At 73.0% G+C, this 14,170-nt stretch carries 18 protein-coding genes; 9 read left to right on the top strand and 9 right to left on the bottom strand.

The features are described from left to right. Positions 1–57: 57 nt before the first annotated feature. Complete coding sequence (gene nirD / locus ABD086_RS13300; RefSeq protein ID WP_343908037.1) at positions 58–393, bottom strand: nitrite reductase small subunit NirD; 336 nt, start codon at positions 391–393, stop codon at positions 58–60. A gap of 69 nt (positions 394–462) precedes the next feature. On the opposite strand from nirD, the gene ABD086_RS13295 reads away from it, so the two are divergent. Then, positions 463–1,134: an IspD/TarI family cytidylyltransferase gene (locus tag ABD086_RS13295; RefSeq protein WP_343908036.1), complete on the top strand. Its 672-nt coding sequence runs from the start codon at positions 463–465 to the stop codon at positions 1,132–1,134. Positions 1,135–1,153: 19 nt separating this feature from the next. On the opposite strand, the gene ABD086_RS13290 is transcribed toward ABD086_RS13295, so the two are convergent. The 4 genes from ABD086_RS13290 to ABD086_RS13275 all read right to left on the bottom strand — a co-directional run bounded on the left by ABD086_RS13290 (position 1,154) and on the right by ABD086_RS13275 (position 4,169). Then, a complete protein-coding gene (locus ABD086_RS13290; protein ID WP_343908035.1) occupies positions 1,154–2,470 on the bottom strand; it encodes a hypothetical protein in 1,317 nt (438 codons plus the stop codon). After that, positions 2,454–2,954 carry a SigE family RNA polymerase sigma factor gene (locus ABD086_RS13285; RefSeq protein WP_343908034.1) on the bottom strand — a complete coding sequence of 167 codons (501 nt, stop codon included), beginning with the start codon at positions 2,952–2,954 and terminating at the stop codon, positions 2,454–2,456. Before ABD086_RS13285 ends, ABD086_RS13290 begins: the two co-directional genes overlap by 17 nt. Positions 2,955–3,054: 100 nt before the next feature. Next, positions 3,055–3,597, bottom strand: coding sequence for a 2-C-methyl-D-erythritol 4-phosphate cytidylyltransferase (locus ABD086_RS13280; RefSeq protein WP_343908033.1), 543 nt, complete (start codon positions 3,595–3,597; stop codon positions 3,055–3,057). 86 nt (positions 3,598–3,683) lie between these two features. Further along, positions 3,684–4,169, bottom strand: a complete 486-nt coding sequence (locus ABD086_RS13275; RefSeq protein WP_343908032.1) for a CarD family transcriptional regulator — start codon at positions 4,167–4,169, stop codon at positions 3,684–3,686. A gap of 188 nt (positions 4,170–4,357) precedes the next feature. Between ABD086_RS13275 and ABD086_RS13270 the strand changes: the two genes are divergently transcribed. From ABD086_RS13270 to ABD086_RS13260, 3 genes are read left to right on the top strand one after another with little or no spacing between them, the layout of a single operon-like run. Beyond that, entirely contained in the window at positions 4,358–5,104 is a 747-nt protein-coding gene (locus ABD086_RS13270) for a UbiA family prenyltransferase (RefSeq protein ID WP_343908030.1), read from the top strand. Between the two features lie 48 nt (positions 5,105–5,152). Further along, positions 5,153–5,710 carry a hypothetical protein gene (locus ABD086_RS13265; RefSeq protein WP_343908029.1) on the top strand — a complete coding sequence of 186 codons (558 nt, stop codon included), beginning with the start codon at positions 5,153–5,155 and terminating at the stop codon, positions 5,708–5,710. Positions 5,711–5,724: 14 nt separating this feature from the next. Beyond that, positions 5,725–6,468 (top strand): phosphoglyceromutase, encoded by a 744-nt coding sequence (locus ABD086_RS13260; RefSeq protein ID WP_343908028.1) that lies wholly within the window; start codon positions 5,725–5,727, stop codon positions 6,466–6,468. A gap of 223 nt (positions 6,469–6,691) precedes the next feature. Here the strand turns inward: ABD086_RS13260 and phoU are convergent, their stop codons facing one another. Then, a complete protein-coding gene (gene phoU, locus ABD086_RS13255) occupies positions 6,692–7,348 on the bottom strand; it encodes a phosphate signaling complex protein PhoU (protein ID WP_343908027.1) in 657 nt (218 codons plus the stop codon). 120 nt (positions 7,349–7,468) lie between these two features. Here phoU and ABD086_RS13250 point away from each other — a divergent pair, with 120 nt between their 5' ends. From ABD086_RS13250 to ABD086_RS13240, 3 genes are all read left to right on the top strand, one after another. Beyond that, a complete protein-coding gene (locus ABD086_RS13250; protein WP_343908026.1) occupies positions 7,469–8,614 on the top strand; it encodes a sensor histidine kinase in 1,146 nt (381 codons plus the stop codon). Beyond that, on the top strand, positions 8,611–9,288 hold the full coding sequence (locus tag ABD086_RS13245) for a response regulator (RefSeq protein ID WP_343908025.1): 678 nt from the start codon (positions 8,611–8,613) through the stop codon (positions 9,286–9,288). Before ABD086_RS13250 ends, ABD086_RS13245 begins: the two co-directional genes overlap by 4 nt. Before the next feature lie 77 nt (positions 9,289–9,365). Further along, a complete protein-coding gene (locus tag ABD086_RS13240) occupies positions 9,366–10,313 on the top strand; it encodes a DMT family transporter (RefSeq protein WP_343908024.1) in 948 nt (315 codons plus the stop codon). On the opposite strand, the gene ABD086_RS13235 is transcribed toward ABD086_RS13240, so the two are convergent. From ABD086_RS13235 to ABD086_RS13225, 3 genes are all read right to left on the bottom strand, one after another. Then, the gene (locus ABD086_RS13235) at positions 10,297–10,830 is read right to left on the bottom strand and encodes a type III secretion system chaperone family protein (RefSeq protein WP_343908023.1); all 534 of its coding nucleotides are present in this window, start codon (positions 10,828–10,830) and stop codon (positions 10,297–10,299) included. The genes ABD086_RS13240 and ABD086_RS13235 overlap by 17 nt on opposite strands. Further along, positions 10,827–12,059: a D-inositol-3-phosphate glycosyltransferase gene (gene mshA / locus ABD086_RS13230; protein WP_343908022.1), complete on the bottom strand. Its 1,233-nt coding sequence runs from the start codon at positions 12,057–12,059 to the stop codon at positions 10,827–10,829. Before mshA ends, ABD086_RS13235 begins: the two co-directional genes overlap by 4 nt. 100 nt (positions 12,060–12,159) lie before the next feature. Next, positions 12,160–12,498, bottom strand: coding sequence for a hypothetical protein (locus ABD086_RS13225; RefSeq protein WP_343908021.1), 339 nt, complete (start codon positions 12,496–12,498; stop codon positions 12,160–12,162). 68 nt (positions 12,499–12,566) lie between these two features. Between ABD086_RS13225 and ABD086_RS13220 the strand changes: the two genes are divergently transcribed. Together ABD086_RS13220 and ABD086_RS13215 are read left to right on the top strand one after the other, a co-directional pair. Further along, the gene (locus ABD086_RS13220) at positions 12,567–13,313 is read left to right on the top strand and encodes an SDR family NAD(P)-dependent oxidoreductase (RefSeq protein ID WP_343908020.1); all 747 of its coding nucleotides are present in this window, start codon (positions 12,567–12,569) and stop codon (positions 13,311–13,313) included. A 110-nt stretch (positions 13,314–13,423) separates the two neighbouring features. After that, entirely contained in the window at positions 13,424–14,113 is a 690-nt protein-coding gene (locus tag ABD086_RS13215) for an aspartate/glutamate racemase family protein (protein ID WP_343908019.1), read from the top strand. Positions 14,114–14,170 lie beyond the last annotated feature (57 nt).

Here is a 14,170-nt window from a genome sequence, read left to right as displayed (position 1 = left end):
GGGGCTCTCACCCATTCAAGCCGACGCGCCCGCTACCAACGTCCTGGCTGGGTACACCTAGGCGGCGGCGTCCTTGCGGCCGCCGACCAGCACCACCCCCTCGACCACGCGCACGTCGTACGCGGGCACCGAGACGTGGTCGTCCTCCAGGCACCTGCCGCTGCGCAGGTCGAACGCGTGCCGGTGCGCGGGCGAGGCCACGAACGGGATCCCGTCGCGGACGCCCACGATCCCGCGGGCCAGCACCGACGCCTTCGCGAACGGGTCGTGGTTCCCGAGCGCGTAGACCCGGTCGTCCTGGGTGCGGAAGATCGCGACCGCCTGTCCGTGCACGAGCGCGGTCGCGCCGCGCTCGACCTCGAGCTCGGCCAGGCGGCACACCGGTTGCCACATGCCCGGAAACCTAGGCGCGCGGTGTGACGGGGCTGTTTCGCCGTGTGACGGCCGTGAAAAACTCGCCGGGTGCCCGCCGCCGTCGTGATCCTCGCCGCGGGCGCCGGCCAGCGGGTCGGCGCCGGCTCCAACAAGGTGCTGCTGCCGCTCGGCGACCGCCCGGTCCTGGCCTGGTCGGTGCAGGACGCGCTCGCGCTCGACGGCGTCCGCCGGGTGCTGGTCGTGGTCCGTCCCGGCGAGCACGACCAGGTCGCCGACGCGCTGGCGCCGTACCTCGGCGACGCGGCGGTCGGCGTGGTCGAGGGCGGCGCGAGCCGGCACGCCTCGGAGTGGAACGCGCTGGTCGCACTGCGCCCCGAGATCGAGGACGGGTCGGTCGACGTCGTGGCGATCCACGACGGGGCGCGGCCGCTCGCGGGCCGGGATTTGTTCGCGGCGACGGTCGACGCGGCCCGCGGGCGCGGTGGGGCGATCCCCTGCGTGCGGCTGCCGGGGCTGCTCGCCCTCGACGGCCGCGAGCTGCCCGCCGAGCTGGACGGCGTGCAGACGCCGCAGGCGTTCCGGGCGGCCGAGCTGCTCGCGGCGTACTCGCGGGCCGAGGCGGACGGCTTCGAGGGCACCGACACCGCGGCCTGCTGGGCGCGCTACACGGACCTGCCGGTGGTGGCGGTGCCGAGCAGCCCGCGCAACCTGAAGATCACGTTCCCGGAGGACCTGGAGCTGGCGCTCAGGCTCGCGTGAGCCCGCCGCGCGCCGGCCGTCACGACACGGACGAGATCCGCCAGATCTCGTCCCTCGCGTCGCGGACCATGGTGAAGGTGGTGGTGGCGCCCGTGCTCGCAGCGCGGTAGCGACACGACCACGCGAAGCGCCAGGGCTCGACGGTCAGGCTGCGGCAACCCGGTGGGGCCAGCACGAGGTCGAGCACCGTGCCGTCCGCCGGCAGCTGCGGATCGCCCTGCCACAACGCGGCCGCTGCTTCGCGATGCCCGAAGTTGACGTCGTCGATGTAGGCCTCGGCGGTCTTCCAGGCGACGTCGCCGGGGACGACCGACGCCGCAGAAGGGAACCCGGCCCGCAGCACGAGGCGGTCGATGATGCCCTGCGCCTCCTCGTCGAGGACCACCTCGTCGTCGCCGTAGCGGGGGACGCCGCACTCGGCCTCGACGATGACGCGGTCGCCCCAGGCGTTCACGCCGGCGAGCTCCCAGCTCGGAGTCACAGGTGAGCAACCCGGACCCTTCGAGGCCGGGTGGTGGGGGTCGGCAGCCCAGGAGACGAGCAGTGCGTCCAGGTCGTCGGCCGGCACCTCGACGCTCGTCTCCCCACTACCCGGCTCCCCGTAGCCCACGCACAGCCGGGCGGCGACGATCTGACCGGGCTCGCCGAGCGGGCTGGTCCCGCCGCCGAACCGGGGACAGGTCGGGGCCGCCACCGGCGCGTCGGGCGGCGCGGTGGTCCGCCGCTGCGCCCGGATGGCGGCAAGGAACGCCTCGTAGGGCCGGTCCGGCCTCCCGAAGGTCGCGCGGCCGATCGTCACCGTCCCGCACGCGGACATGTCGAGGCCGACGTGACGGACCGTGCCGTCGGGGTACCCGACCAGCATCGTGTAGCGGCTGCCCAGGCCACCGATGCACACCGTCGCGGCCGGCAGGTCACGCAGTGAGCCCAGCACGCGGGCGATCCCGCTGGTGAGCACGTCGGTGGGCGCGGGCGCGCCGTGCATCCCGGGCTCGTCGCAGAGGCGTATCGCGACAGCTCCGTCCGGCGGGACTCCGCCACCGCCCCCACGGTTCGAGCGACCGCAGGTCAGGTCTGGCCCGGCACCGGACGTCTGCGCGCCCGTGGGGGACGGGGTCGTCGGACCGCCCTCGTCCGCGGGCGGGCGCAGCGCGAGAGGCACCACCGTCGCCAGCACCACGAGCACCGCACCCGCGACGGTCAGGGCCGTCGTGCGGCGTACCTGCCGTCGGCGGCGGTCTCGGGCGCTCGCCGCCCGACCCGGGACGGACGGGGCATCGGGGACGGCGGCTGCCAGCCGCTCGCGCAGCCAGTGCTCGTCACGCTGGTCGGTCATCACCGGGCTCCTTCGGGTCCAGGAGGCTGCGGAGGGACCTCAGTGCGCGTGCGGACTGGCTCTTCACCGTGCCGACGCTGACGCCGAGGGTCTGCGCGGCCTGGGCCTCGGTGAGGTCCTCGAACCACCGCAGCACGACGACGGCGCGCTGTCCCTTCGGCAGCTGCGCCAGGGCGGCGACCAGGTCGCGGCGGCCGTCGAGATCCGCGACCTCGGCGGAGCGCTCGGGCAGCTCGGCCGTCGGCCGCTCGCCGTTCCACCGACGGCGCCACCACGCGGCGTAGGTCGTGAACATGACCCGGCGCACGTACGCCTCGAAACCCGGACCGGTGCGGTCGAAGTGGGGCCACGCCTTGGCCAGCGCCGCCTGGACGAGGTCCTCGGCCAGGTGGCCGTCGCCGGTGAGCAGCCAGGCGCTGCGCCAGAGGGCGTCCCCGCGCGAGGCGACGAACTCCTCGAACGACGGGGTCCCCGGCGTGCTCACGCCGACATCAGACACCACTGCTGGCACCGCTCGCTTCCTTCCGGTCCCCGCCCCCGCTCGGGAAAGGGGCTGGGCCGGGCGAAAGGTTGTCGCGCAGCGCTCAGGCTCGCGTGAGCGCCTCCAGCACGCGCACGTCCTCCTCGGACCCGACCCGGCGCGCGGCCGGGGGCGCGTCGACCAGCTCGACCGGGTGACGGCGCCGCAGCTCGGCGACCAGCGCCGCGAAGTCGGTGGTCGGGAGCCCGTCGAGCGCCGCGACCACGGCGGGCGGCAGCACCACCGGCGAGACGACCGCGACCAGCCGGCCGCGGTCGAGCGTCTCGCCGACGAGTCCGTCCTCGACGACCTTGACCGTGTCGGTGACGGGGCGGACGCCGACGACGACGCAGTCCTTCTCGGCCGCCTCCTCGACGCAGGCGGCGATGAAGTCGGGCGGGGTCATCGGGCACAGCGGGTCGTGGAGGACGACCGGCTCTCCGGCGGCGACCAGCGCCGCCCACGTCGTACCGGTGTCGACCGGCGTGACACCGGCCTCGCCGAGCGCCCAGGCGGCCGCGGCGACCAGCGCCTCGCCGTGGATGAGCGCGAACGGCAGGTGGCCGCGGTCCTGCTCGAGGACGGTGCCGAGCGCTGGGGTCTCCACGCCCCGACCCTACAAATGCACGCTGCCAGAAAGACGCGAGGCCCCCGGATCGCTCCGGGGGCCTCGTCGACGGTTCGAACGGTGGATCAGGAGGCGAGAACCTCGTCGAGGAGGGCCTCGGCCTTGTCCTCGTTGGTGTGCTCGGCCAGGGCCAGCTCGGAGACGAGGATCTGCCGCGCCTTCGCCAGCATCCGCTTCTCGCCGGCGGACAGGCCGCGGTCGCGCTCCCGGCGCCACAGGTCACGCACGACCTCGGCGACCTTCATGACGTCGCCGCTGTGCAGCTTCTCGAGGTTGGCCTTGTAGCGCCGCGACCAGTTGGTCGGCTCCTCGACCTGGGCCGCACGGAGGACGTCGAACACGCGGTCCAGGCCCTCCTTGTCCACGACGTCGCGAACGCCCACCAGATCGAGGTTGCAGGCCGGGACGCGCACCACCAGGTCCTGCTGGGCGACGATGCGGAGTACCAGGTACTGCCGGTCCTCTCCCTTGATCGTCCGGGTCTCGATGTCCTCGATGACCGCGGCTCCGTGATTCGGGTAAACAACCGTCTCGCCGACAGTGAAAGTCATATGTCAGGTACCCCTTCCTAGGCGTCCAGTTTAACACGCGTTCGAAGGTGCTCCCGGAGCGTTTGCGCAGGTCAGGGGCACAATCCAGGCTTGACAGAACCGTGGTTCGTGTGGTGGCGGCCCTCGCGGCACGGCGTTTCCCGCGCAGTTGACCGGGTCTGAGGGATCTGCGGGTGATACTGCGGGGTATGACGACCGAGCCTCTCGCCCGGCGGGAGCGGCGGCGCGCACTCGCGCACACGACCCCCGTGCTGCTGCTCCGCGCCGCCCACCCGCGCCAGGCGGTGATCACGGCGGGCGGGCTCGCAATCGCCGCCGCGATCAGCGGGCGCCCCGGGCGCGAGGTGGCGCTGGTGCTCGCGACCGTGCTCGTCGGCCAGGCGGTCCTCGGCTGGCACAACGACCTCGTGGACCGGCGCCGCGACGCGTCCCGGCTGCCCAGCGGCAAGCCGCTCGCCGACGGCTACCTCGACCCGGGCACGGCCTGGTTCGCGCTGATCTGCGGCGTGCTCCTCGTCGTACCCCTCTCCATCCAGAACGGCGTGACGGCCGGGGCGGCGTACCTCGCCTCGGTCGGGGTCGGCCTGGTCGGCAACGTGGTGCTGCGCAACGGCTGGCTCTCGTGGCTGCCGTGGGCCGCGGCGTTCGCGCTGTACCCGTTCTTCCTCTCGTACGGCGGCTGGGGCGGCGCCGCCACCGGCGAGCCGCCCGAGCCGGTCCTCGTGGCGCTCGCGGCGCTGCTCGGCGTCGGCGTGCACGTGCTGTGCGCGCTCCCGGGGCTGGTGGCCGACCACGAGGACGGCCGCCGGCACCTGCCGCTGCGGATCGCGCTGCGCATCGGAGCGACCCCGCTGCTGGTGCTGGCGCTGGCGTGGACGGTGCTGGCCGTGGCCGCGATGCTGGTGGTCGGCAACAGCGTCGGGCTGGCTCAGTAGGCCCGTTCCCCGACCGCTAGGCTGTCGCCGCACCCGTCGAGTCGACCCGTGAAGGCCCTGAAGATGCAGCTCCGCATGTCCGCCCGCGTGCTCGCCGCCGCGGGAGCGCTCGCGCTCGCCACCGTCCTCACCTCGTGTGGCTTCGACTACCCGACCGACCGGGTCTACACCCCCGGCGCGGGCACGAACGACCGCGACGCCCAGGTCGACGTCCTCGGCGCGGTGGTCGTGTCCGCGCAGGCCGGCTCCGGCACCTTCATCGCGTCGTTCGCGAACAACGACTCGAAGAACACCGCCACGGTCTCGTCGATCGCCGGCACCGGTGACGACGCCGACCTCCAGGTCACCGACTTCCAGCCGATCCAGGTCGACGCCGGCGGGCTGGTCAACCTGGCCACCGACGGCGGCGTGGTGCTCGAGGGCGACCGGGTCGCCACGGGCGCGTTCCTGGACCTCGAGATCGGCTTCGGCGACGGCTCGAACGTGCAGCTCCACGTGCCGGTCTACCCGCCGTGCCACGAGTACGAGGGCCTGGACACGTCCGGCGACGGCACCGCCACGTCGGACGAGTGCACCGCCGAGTCGCCCGACACCGCCGAGCACTGATCGGAGCCACCCCGATGACCCACACGCTCGTCCTGCTCCGCCACGGCGAGAGCGAGTGGAACGCCAAGAATCTCTTCACCGGCTGGGTCGACGTCCCGCTCAACGAGAAGGGGCGCGGCGAGGCGGTCCGGGGCGGTGAGCTGATCCGCGAGTCCGGCCTGCTGCCGGACGTCGTGCACACCTCGCTGCTGCGGCGGGCGATCAACACCGCGGCGATCTCGCTGGACGTCGCGGACCGGCACTGGATCCCGGTCCGGCGGTCGTGGCGGCTCAACGAGCGGCACTACGGCGCGCTGCAGGGGAAGAACAAGAAGCAGACGCTCGAGGAGTACGGCGAGGAGCAGTTCATGCTCTGGCGCCGGTCCTTCGACGTCCCGCCCCCGCCGATCGAGCCCGGCAGCGAGTGGTCGCAGGACGGCGACCCGCGGTACGCCGACCTCGGCGACGAGATGCCGCGCACCGAGTGCCTCAAGGACGTGATCGAGCGGTTCCTGCCGTACTGGGAGTCCGCGATCGTCCCCGACCTCCGCGCCGGCCTGGTCACGCTGGTGGCCGCGCACGGCAACAGCCTGCGGGCGCTGGTCAAGCACCTCGACGGCATCAGCGACGAGGACATCGCCGGCCTCAACATCCCCACCGGCATGCCGCTGGTCTACGAGCTCGACGACGACCTGGAGCCGACCGTCCCCGGGGGCCGCTACCTCGACCCCGACGCCGCCGCGGCCGCTGCCGCCGCCGTCGCCAACCAGGGTCGCTGAGCAGCGTCGAGCGACGAAGTCGCTCGACGCGTGGGCTCAGCGAGATTGAGCAAGCCCCGCGACCGACGGAGGAGGTCGCGACGGGCGCGTCGAAATCGCTCGGGACTGCAACTGGGACTGCGACTGGGACTGCGACTGGGTCTCGACACGCCGGTCGCGACCTCGTTCCTCGGTCGCGCGGCTCGCTCGACCACCATCAGCGGATCCGCTGACGCGTCTCCGCTCAGGCGCCGACCGAGGCCGGGTTCTCGCCGGTGACGACGAAGACCACCCGGTGGGCGACCGAGACGGCGTGGTCGGCGATCCGCTCGTAGTAGCGGCCGAGCAGGGCCACGTCGATCGCGGCCTCGACGCCGTGCGGCCAGTCCGCGGAGAGCATCTCGGCGAACGTGGTGCGGCGCAGCCGGTCCATCTCCTCGTCGGCGTGCGCCAGCGCGAGCGCCTCCTCGACGTCGCGGTCGGTGATCACCTTCGAGACCCGGCGCACCATCTCCTCGGCGACCTCGGCCATCCGCTCGATGGTCGGTCGCATCGGGGCCGGTACGGCGACGTTCGGCACGCGCAGCCGGGCGATCTTCGCGACGTGCACGGACAGGTCGCCCATCCGCTCCAGGTCGCTCACCATGCGCAGCGCGGCGACCACCGTGCGCAGGTCGCTGGCGACCGGCTGCTGCAGCGAGAGCAGGAGGAACGCGGAGGCCTCGATGTTCTCCCGGGTCCGGTCGATGTCGACGTCGCCGCTGATGACCCGCTCGGCGATGCCGGCGTCGCCGCGGAGCAACGCCTCGGTGGCGAGCCGTACCGACGTCTCGACGTCGCCGCACATGGCGGCGAGGTCGCGGAAGATCCGGTCGAGCTGTTCGTGGAATGCCTCTCGCATGCTCCGCAGCCTAGGTCGGTCAGGTGTCCAGCCCGGGCCGCAGCATGAACGCGGAGTGAACATCTGGTAGGTGCGGGCTCGACGGCGAACTCGGGATGAATTGGCTCGTACGATTGAGAGGTGGATCCGACGACGCAGGCGTTCCTCGCCGCGCTCATCGGAGCCGTTGTCGCCGGCGGCGCCGTGCTCGCGTGGCACGTCAGCGACCGGCAGCAGCACGCGGTCACGCCCGTCGAGGAGCCGGCGGTCCCCGTCGGCGTCGCGACCGTGCTCTCCGTGCTGCGCAGCAGCGCCGTCCTCGTCGACGACAGCGACGTGGTGCTCAAGGCCTCCGCGCCGGCGTACGCGATGGGGCTGGTGCGCGGCACCTCGCTGGCGTCCGCGGAGCTCGCCGAGCTGGTCCGCCAGGTGCGCCGCGACGGCCAGATCCGCGAGACCGAGCTGCTGATGGGACGCTCCGGCGCCCCCGCCCGGCACGTGACCGCCCGGGTCGCCCCGCTCGGCGCGCGGCTGGTGCTGGCGCTGGTGGAGGACCGGACCCGCGAGCGCCGGGTCGAGGCGGTACGCCGCGACTTCGTCGCGAACGTCAGCCACGAGCTCAAGACCCCGGTCGGCGCGATCCGGCTGCTCGCCGAGGCCGTGCACGACGCCGCCGACGACCCCGAGGCCGTGAAGCGCTTCTCCGACCGGATGCTCACCGAGAGCGACCGGCTCTCGCGGCTCGTGCAGCAGGTCATCGAGCTGTCGCGGCTGCAGGGCGACGAGCCGCTGGACGCGCCGATCCCGGTGGACATCGACGAGGTCATCAAGATCGCGGTCGACACCAGCGCGATCGACGCCGACGCCAAGCGGATCTCCGTCGTGACCGGTGGCACGCCCCACCTCGAGGTCTTCGGCAACGAGGAGCAGGTGACCGCCGCCGTCGCCAACCTGGTGGCCAACGCGGTCTCCTACTCCGACTGCGACGCCACCGTGCTGGTCTCCACGAAGGCCGACGACGACATGGTCGAGATCTCGGTCGTCGACCAGGGCATCGGCATCCCGGCGGGCGAGATCGACCGCATCTTCGAGCGGTTCTACCGGGTCGACCCGGCCCGGCACCGCTCCACCGGTGGCACCGGCCTCGGCCTGTCCATCGTCAAGCACGTAGCGGCCACCCACGGCGGAGACGTCCGGGTGTGGTCGGTCGAGGGGCAGGGGTCGACGTTCACGCTGACCCTGCCCCGCCACAGCTCGGCCCCGAGAACACAGGAGGCAGGCCGATGACCCGCGTACTCGTCGTCGAGGACGAAGAGAGCTACAGCGACGCTCTCGCCTACATGCTGCGCAAGGAGGGCTACGAGGTCGCGATCGCGGCGGACGGCAACTCCGCGCTGACCGAGTTCGAGCGCAACGGCGCGGACATCGTGCTGCTCGACCTGATGCTGCCCGGCCTGCCCGGCACCGAGGTGTGCCGGCAGATCCGGCAGACGTCGAGCGTGCCGGTGATCATGGTGAGCGCCAAGGACGACGAGGTCGACAAGGTGGTGGGCCTCGAGCTGGGCGCCGACGACTACGTCACCAAGCCGTACTCGCCGCGCGAGCTGGTCGCCCGGATCCGCGCCGTGCTGCGCCGCGGCCAGGAGCCCGACCTCGCGCCCGCGACCCTCGAGGCCGGCCCGGTGCGGATGGACGTCGAGCGGCACGTCGTGACCGTCGACGGGCAGCAGCAGCGGCTGCCGCTCAAGGAGTTCGAGCTGCTGGAGATGTTCCTCCGCAACCCGGGCCGGGTGCTCACCCGCGGCCAGCTCATCGACCGCGTGTGGGGCTCGGACTACGTCGGCGACACCAAGACGCTCGACGTCCACGTGAAGCGGCTGCGCGCCAAGATCGAGCCGGACCCGAGCGAGCCGAAGTACCTCGTCACGGTCCGCGGGCTGGGCTACAAACTGGATCTCTGAGCCGACTGGCGGCGGATCGCGCATAGACGTCCGAAATCCGCGTGTCGGGCGTCGGTGGCCGTCCCTACGCTTGCCGGGTGACGAGTACGACGACCACGCCCACCGCGCAGACCGCGGCACCCCCGGCCTGGCTGCCGGTCGCGGCCGTGGCGGTGACGCTGGTGTTCTGGGCGTCGGCGTTCGTCGCGATCCGCCACCTCGGCCGCGACTTCTCGCCGGGCTCGTTGACGCTCGGCCGGCTGGTGGTCGGCGCACTCTGCCTGGGCGTCGCCGCGCTGAGCCGCGGCCTGCCCCGCCCGACCGGCCGGCAGTGGCTCTCGATCGTCAGCATCGGCGTGCTGTGGTTCGGCGTCTACAACGTCGCGCTCAACGCCGGCGAGCGCCGGGTCGACGCCGGCACCGCCGCGATGCTGATCCAGGTCTCGCCGGTGCTGATCGCGCTGCTGGCAGCGGTGTTCCTCGACGAGCGGTTCACGCTCTACCTCGGGCTGGGCCTCGCGCTGGCGTTCGGGGGCGTCGGGCTGATCAGCCTGTCGATGTCCCAAGGGTCGGGAGAGGGCGGTGACAACGACGTGGTCGGCGTGCTGCTCTGCCTGCTGTCGGCGGTGGTCTACTCGGTCAGCCTGATCCTCCAGAAGCCGCTGGTCGCCAAGCTCCCCGCGATCCACGTGGTCTGGCTCGCGTGCACGGTGGGCGCGATCGGGTGCCTGCCGTTCGCGCCGACGCTTCTCCACGAGGCGGCCGACGCGCCGGCGTCCTCGAATCTCTGGATCGTCTACCTCGGCGTCTTCCCGACCGCGCTCGCGTTCACCACCTACGCCTACGCGCTGCGGCACATGAGCGCCAGCAGCCTCGGCGTGACCACCTACCTGGTCCCGCCGATCACCATCGTGATGGGCCTGGTCTTCCTCGACGAGGCGCCGCCCGCGATGGCGTACGTCGGCGGCGCGCTCGCCCTGGTCGGCGTGGCCGTCGCCCGCCGCAAGCCGCGCACGGTCGCCGAAGAGGTCAGCCCGCCGGCCTAGGTGGGCGCCCGGCCGCGTCCGGGGCCGGGTCCTCGCCGGCCTCCAGCCAGCCGCGGAACGCGTCGAGGTTCCTGGTCGGCTCGCCGCGCAGGGTGCGCCACTCCCACTCCTTGCGGATGGACGAGGCGAAGCCGAGCTCGAGGATCGAGTTGAACGACTCGTCGGCGTAGGTCAGCACCGAGCCGAGCAGCCGGTCCAGCTCCTCGGGGGTGACGGCCGCGAGCGGCAGCCGGCCGTCGAGGTAGATGTCGCCGAGCGCGTCGAGCGCGAACGCGACGCCGTACATCCGCAGGTTCCGCTCGAGCAGCCAGCGGTAGACCCGCTCGTGGTTCTCGTCGGGCTTGCGGCAGACGAACGCGTGCACGCCGAGGGCGTGCGGCCCGACGTCGAGCCGGACGGCGGTCTGCAGCTTCCGCTCCCCGGGCAGCGAGAACGAGAAGACGCCGTCGGCGACCTCGTCGTACTCCAGCTCGTTCGCCGTGAGGTGGTCGCGGATCACCTGTCGCGGATCCGTCACACCGCCTCCTTGAGGTCGACCTGAGCCTGACCGTAGACGGCGAGGACCCGCTCCGCGGTCCGGTCCCACGAGAACTGCCGCGCCTGCTGGAGTGCGCCGGCCTCGAGCCGGACCCGCAGCGCGTCGTCCACGACCACCCGGCGCAGCGCCTCCGCCCACGCGCCCGGGTCGTGCCCGTCGACCAGCAGCCCGCTGTGGCCGTCGCGGACGGCGGTGGTCAGGCCGCCGACCGCGGCCGCGACGACCGGCGTCCCGGTGGCCTGGGCCTCGACGGCGACCAGGCCGAACGACTCGTTGTACGACGGCACCGCGACCAGGGTCGCCGCGGAGCACCAGCGGGCGAGCTCGTCCTGGGCGACCGGCGGCACGAAGCGGACGACGTCCTCGAGGCGGAGGTCGCTCGCCAGCTGGGCCAGTGACTCGGGGTGCTCGAGCCCGGTGCCCGAGGGTCCTCCGACGATCGGCACCACGAGGCGCGAGCGGAGGGCGGGGTCGCGGTCGAGCAGCTCGGCCACCGCGCGCAGCAGCACGTCGGGCGCCTTGAGCGGCTGGATCCGGCCCGCGAACATCAGCACGGCCGCCTCCGCGGGGAGGCCGAGCTCGCGGCGGACGACCGCCTTGTCGTGCGGACGGAACACGTCGAGGTCGACGCCGGGGTGGACGACCTCGACGCGCGCCGGCTCGGCGTCGTACAGGTTGATCAGCTGCTTGGCCTCGAGGTCGGTGTTCGCGACCAGCATGTCGGCCGCCTCGACGACCTGCTCCTCGCCGATGATCCGGGCCAGCGGCTCGGGGGTGTCGCCGAGCGCGAGCGCCTCGTTCTTGACCTTGGCCATGGTGTGCATCGAGTGCACCAGCGGCACGCCCCAGCGGTCCCGGGCCAGCGCGCCGACCTGCCCGGAGAGCCAGTAGTGGGAGTGCACGACGTCGTAGTGGCCCTCGGGCTGGGCGGCCTCGGCGCGCAGCACCTCGCGCGCGAACGCGCACAGCTGGCCGGGCAGCTCGCCCTTGGTCAGACCCTCGAACGGGCCGGCGTGGACGTGCCGGACGGTCACGCCGTCGAACGCGGGTACGACGGGGTCGGCCGCGGAGCTGGTGGCGCGCGTGAACACGTCCACCTCGATGCCGCGGGCCGCCAGCCGGCGGGACAGCTCGATGACGTAGACGTTCATCCCGCCGGCGTCGCCGGTGCCCGGCTGGTCCAGCGGGGAGGTGTGGAGGCTGATCATCGCCACACGCCGGATCGGGTCCACGTCCACCTCGGGTTCGCTCGCAGTTCTGGTCCAACTACGAAGAACAGGTTCCCGCCCGTGTTGATTCCCAGTCGGCTCAGGCGGCGTGGGAGCCGCGCCGCGCCGGCGGGCGCTCGGGGCGCCGGGCCAGCGCGAGCGCGGCGGCCACGAACGCGACCGCACCGGCCGCCGGGAGCACCGCCCGGTCGTCGAGGCCGTCCCGCAGCACCTGCAGCACCGACGCGACCAGCGCGAGGAAGCAGACCGCGACGAGGACGCGCAGCCAGACGGCGCTCCGGCTGACCAGGCCGGCGCCGGTGCCGAGCACGGCCAGGGCGAGCAGCACCGCGCCGGGCCAGGCCAGGGCGTCCACCCAGAGGACCCCGACCCAGCAGAGCCCGCCGAGCAGTCCGGCCACGGCCGCCACAGCGCGCATCGCACCCACCTCTCCGAGAACGACAGGTCAGTGTGCCACGGCCGCCGGGAGGCGACCAGAATGGCGCCATGGACCAGACCCGCACCGCCGTCGTCACCGGCGCGAGCAGCGGCATCGGCGCCGCGACCGCCCGCCACCTCGCCCGCGAGGGGTTCCACGTGTACTGCGCCGCCCGACGCGCGGACCGGATCGAGGCCCTCGCCGCCGAGATCGGGGGTACGCCGGTCGCGTGCGACGTGACCGACGAGGACTCGGTCGCCGGCCTGGCGAGCGCGGTCGGCGACCGGCTCGACGTACTCGTCAACAACGCCGGCGGCGCGTTCGGCGCCAGCCCGGTCGCCGAGGCGGACAGCGACGACTGGCGGCGGATGTTCGAGGTCAACGTGATCGGCCTGATGCAGGTGACCCGGGCGCTGCTGCCCGCGCTGGTCGCCAGCAGGGACGGCGTGATCCTCAACGTCGGCTCGACCGCGGGCCGGATCGCCTACGAGGGCGGCGCCGGCTACACCGCCGCCAAGCACGGGACCCAGGTCGTCAACGAGACGCTGCGCCTGGAGCTCTACGACCAGCCGGTCCGGGTCATGGAGATCGCGCCCGGGATGGTGAAGACCGAGGAGTTCGGGCTGGTCCGGTTCGGCGGCGACGAGGAGAAGGCGCAGGCGGTGTACGCCGGCGTCGCCGAGCCGCTGGTCGCCGACGACGTCGCCGACGCCATCACCTGGATGGTCACCCGGCCCGCCCACGTCAGCATCGACGAGCTGGTGATCCGTCCCAAGGCGCAAGCCGCCCAGCACAAGGTCCACCGCCAGGGCTGAGCGGAGCGAAGCCCTGACGCGGTGGAGGTCGAGCGAGCGGCACGGCTGAGCTTGCGAGGCCGTGGTCCGCGTGTCGAGACCCACCCGGGTTCTCTGAGAGAGTGGCCCGCATGCAGACCATCGGACTCGTCGGCGGGATGAGCTGGGAGAGCAGCGCGGCCTACTACGAGGCCCTCAACCAGGGGGTCGAGGCGCGGGTCGGCGGGCTGTCGTCGGCGAAGACCGTGCTCGCGTCGGTGGACTTCGCGGAGGTGACCGCCCTCCAGGAGGAGGAGCGCTGGGACGAGGTCGCGGAGATCCTCGCGCGCGCGGCGCGCGGGGTGGAGGCGGCCGGGGCCGACTTCCTGATGCTGTGCACGACGACGTTCCACCGCGTCGCCGACCAGGTCGCGGACGCCGTGCAGATCCCGCTGCTGCACCTCGCCGACGTGGTCGCGGACGCCTGCCGGGCACAGGGCGTGCAGGAGGTCGGGTTCCTCGGCACGACGTTCGCGATGTCGCGGTCGTTCTTCACCGACCGGATCGCCTCGCACGGGCTCACCGTGCACGTGCCGGACGAGCGGCACCACGCGGTCGTGAACCGCGTCATCTACGACGAGCTGGTCCACGGCAAGGTGCTCGACTCCTCGCGCCGCACGATGGTGGGCCTGATCGACGAGCTCTGGGACGCCGGCGCCGGCGGCGTCATCCTCGGCTGCACCGAGCTCGAGCTGCTCGTCCGCCAGGCCGACGCCGACATCCCGGTGTTCCCCTGCACCACCCTCCACGTCGCGGCCGCACTCGACCGGGCGCTCGCCTGAGCGGTAGTCCCTGACCTTCTCGGGGTGTGGGAGCGTTCCCAGACCACATTTTCGTCA

The organism is Nocardioides aquiterrae (assembly GCF_039526625.1).
GTDB classification, from domain to species: domain Bacteria; phylum Actinomycetota; class Actinomycetes; order Propionibacteriales; family Nocardioidaceae; genus Nocardioides; species Nocardioides aquiterrae.
Note: the sequence above shows the minus strand (reverse complement) of the source record. Positions and strands in the feature narration are given on the sequence as shown.

Excerpts from the sequence above, each read along its gene's own strand:
- ABD086_RS13290 (WP_343908035.1), bottom strand. The coding sequence starts at position 2,470 with ATGACCGACCAGCGTGACGAGCACTGGCTGCGCGAGCGGCTGGCAGCC.
- nirD (WP_343908037.1), bottom strand. The coding sequence starts at position 393 with ATGTGGCAACCGGTGTGCCGCCTGGCCGAGCTCGAGGTCGAGCGCGGC.
- ABD086_RS13245 (WP_343908025.1), top strand. The coding sequence starts at position 8,611 with ATGACCCGCGTACTCGTCGTCGAGGACGAAGAGAGCTACAGCGACGCT.
- mshA (WP_343908022.1), bottom strand. The coding sequence starts at position 12,059 with ATGATCAGCCTCCACACCTCCCCGCTGGACCAGCCGGGCACCGGCGAC.
- ABD086_RS13215 (WP_343908019.1), top strand. The coding sequence starts at position 13,424 with ATGCAGACCATCGGACTCGTCGGCGGGATGAGCTGGGAGAGCAGCGCG.
- ABD086_RS13260 (WP_343908028.1), top strand. The coding sequence starts at position 5,725 with ATGACCCACACGCTCGTCCTGCTCCGCCACGGCGAGAGCGAGTGGAAC.
- ABD086_RS13220 (WP_343908020.1), top strand. The coding sequence starts at position 12,567 with ATGGACCAGACCCGCACCGCCGTCGTCACCGGCGCGAGCAGCGGCATC.
- phoU (WP_343908027.1), bottom strand. The coding sequence starts at position 7,348 with ATGCGAGAGGCATTCCACGAACAGCTCGACCGGATCTTCCGCGACCTC.
- ABD086_RS13275 (WP_343908032.1), bottom strand. The coding sequence starts at position 4,169 with ATGACTTTCACTGTCGGCGAGACGGTTGTTTACCCGAATCACGGAGCC.
- ABD086_RS13270 (WP_343908030.1), top strand. The coding sequence starts at position 4,358 with ATGACGACCGAGCCTCTCGCCCGGCGGGAGCGGCGGCGCGCACTCGCG.
- ABD086_RS13225 (WP_343908021.1), bottom strand. The coding sequence starts at position 12,498 with ATGCGCGCTGTGGCGGCCGTGGCCGGACTGCTCGGCGGGCTCTGCTGG.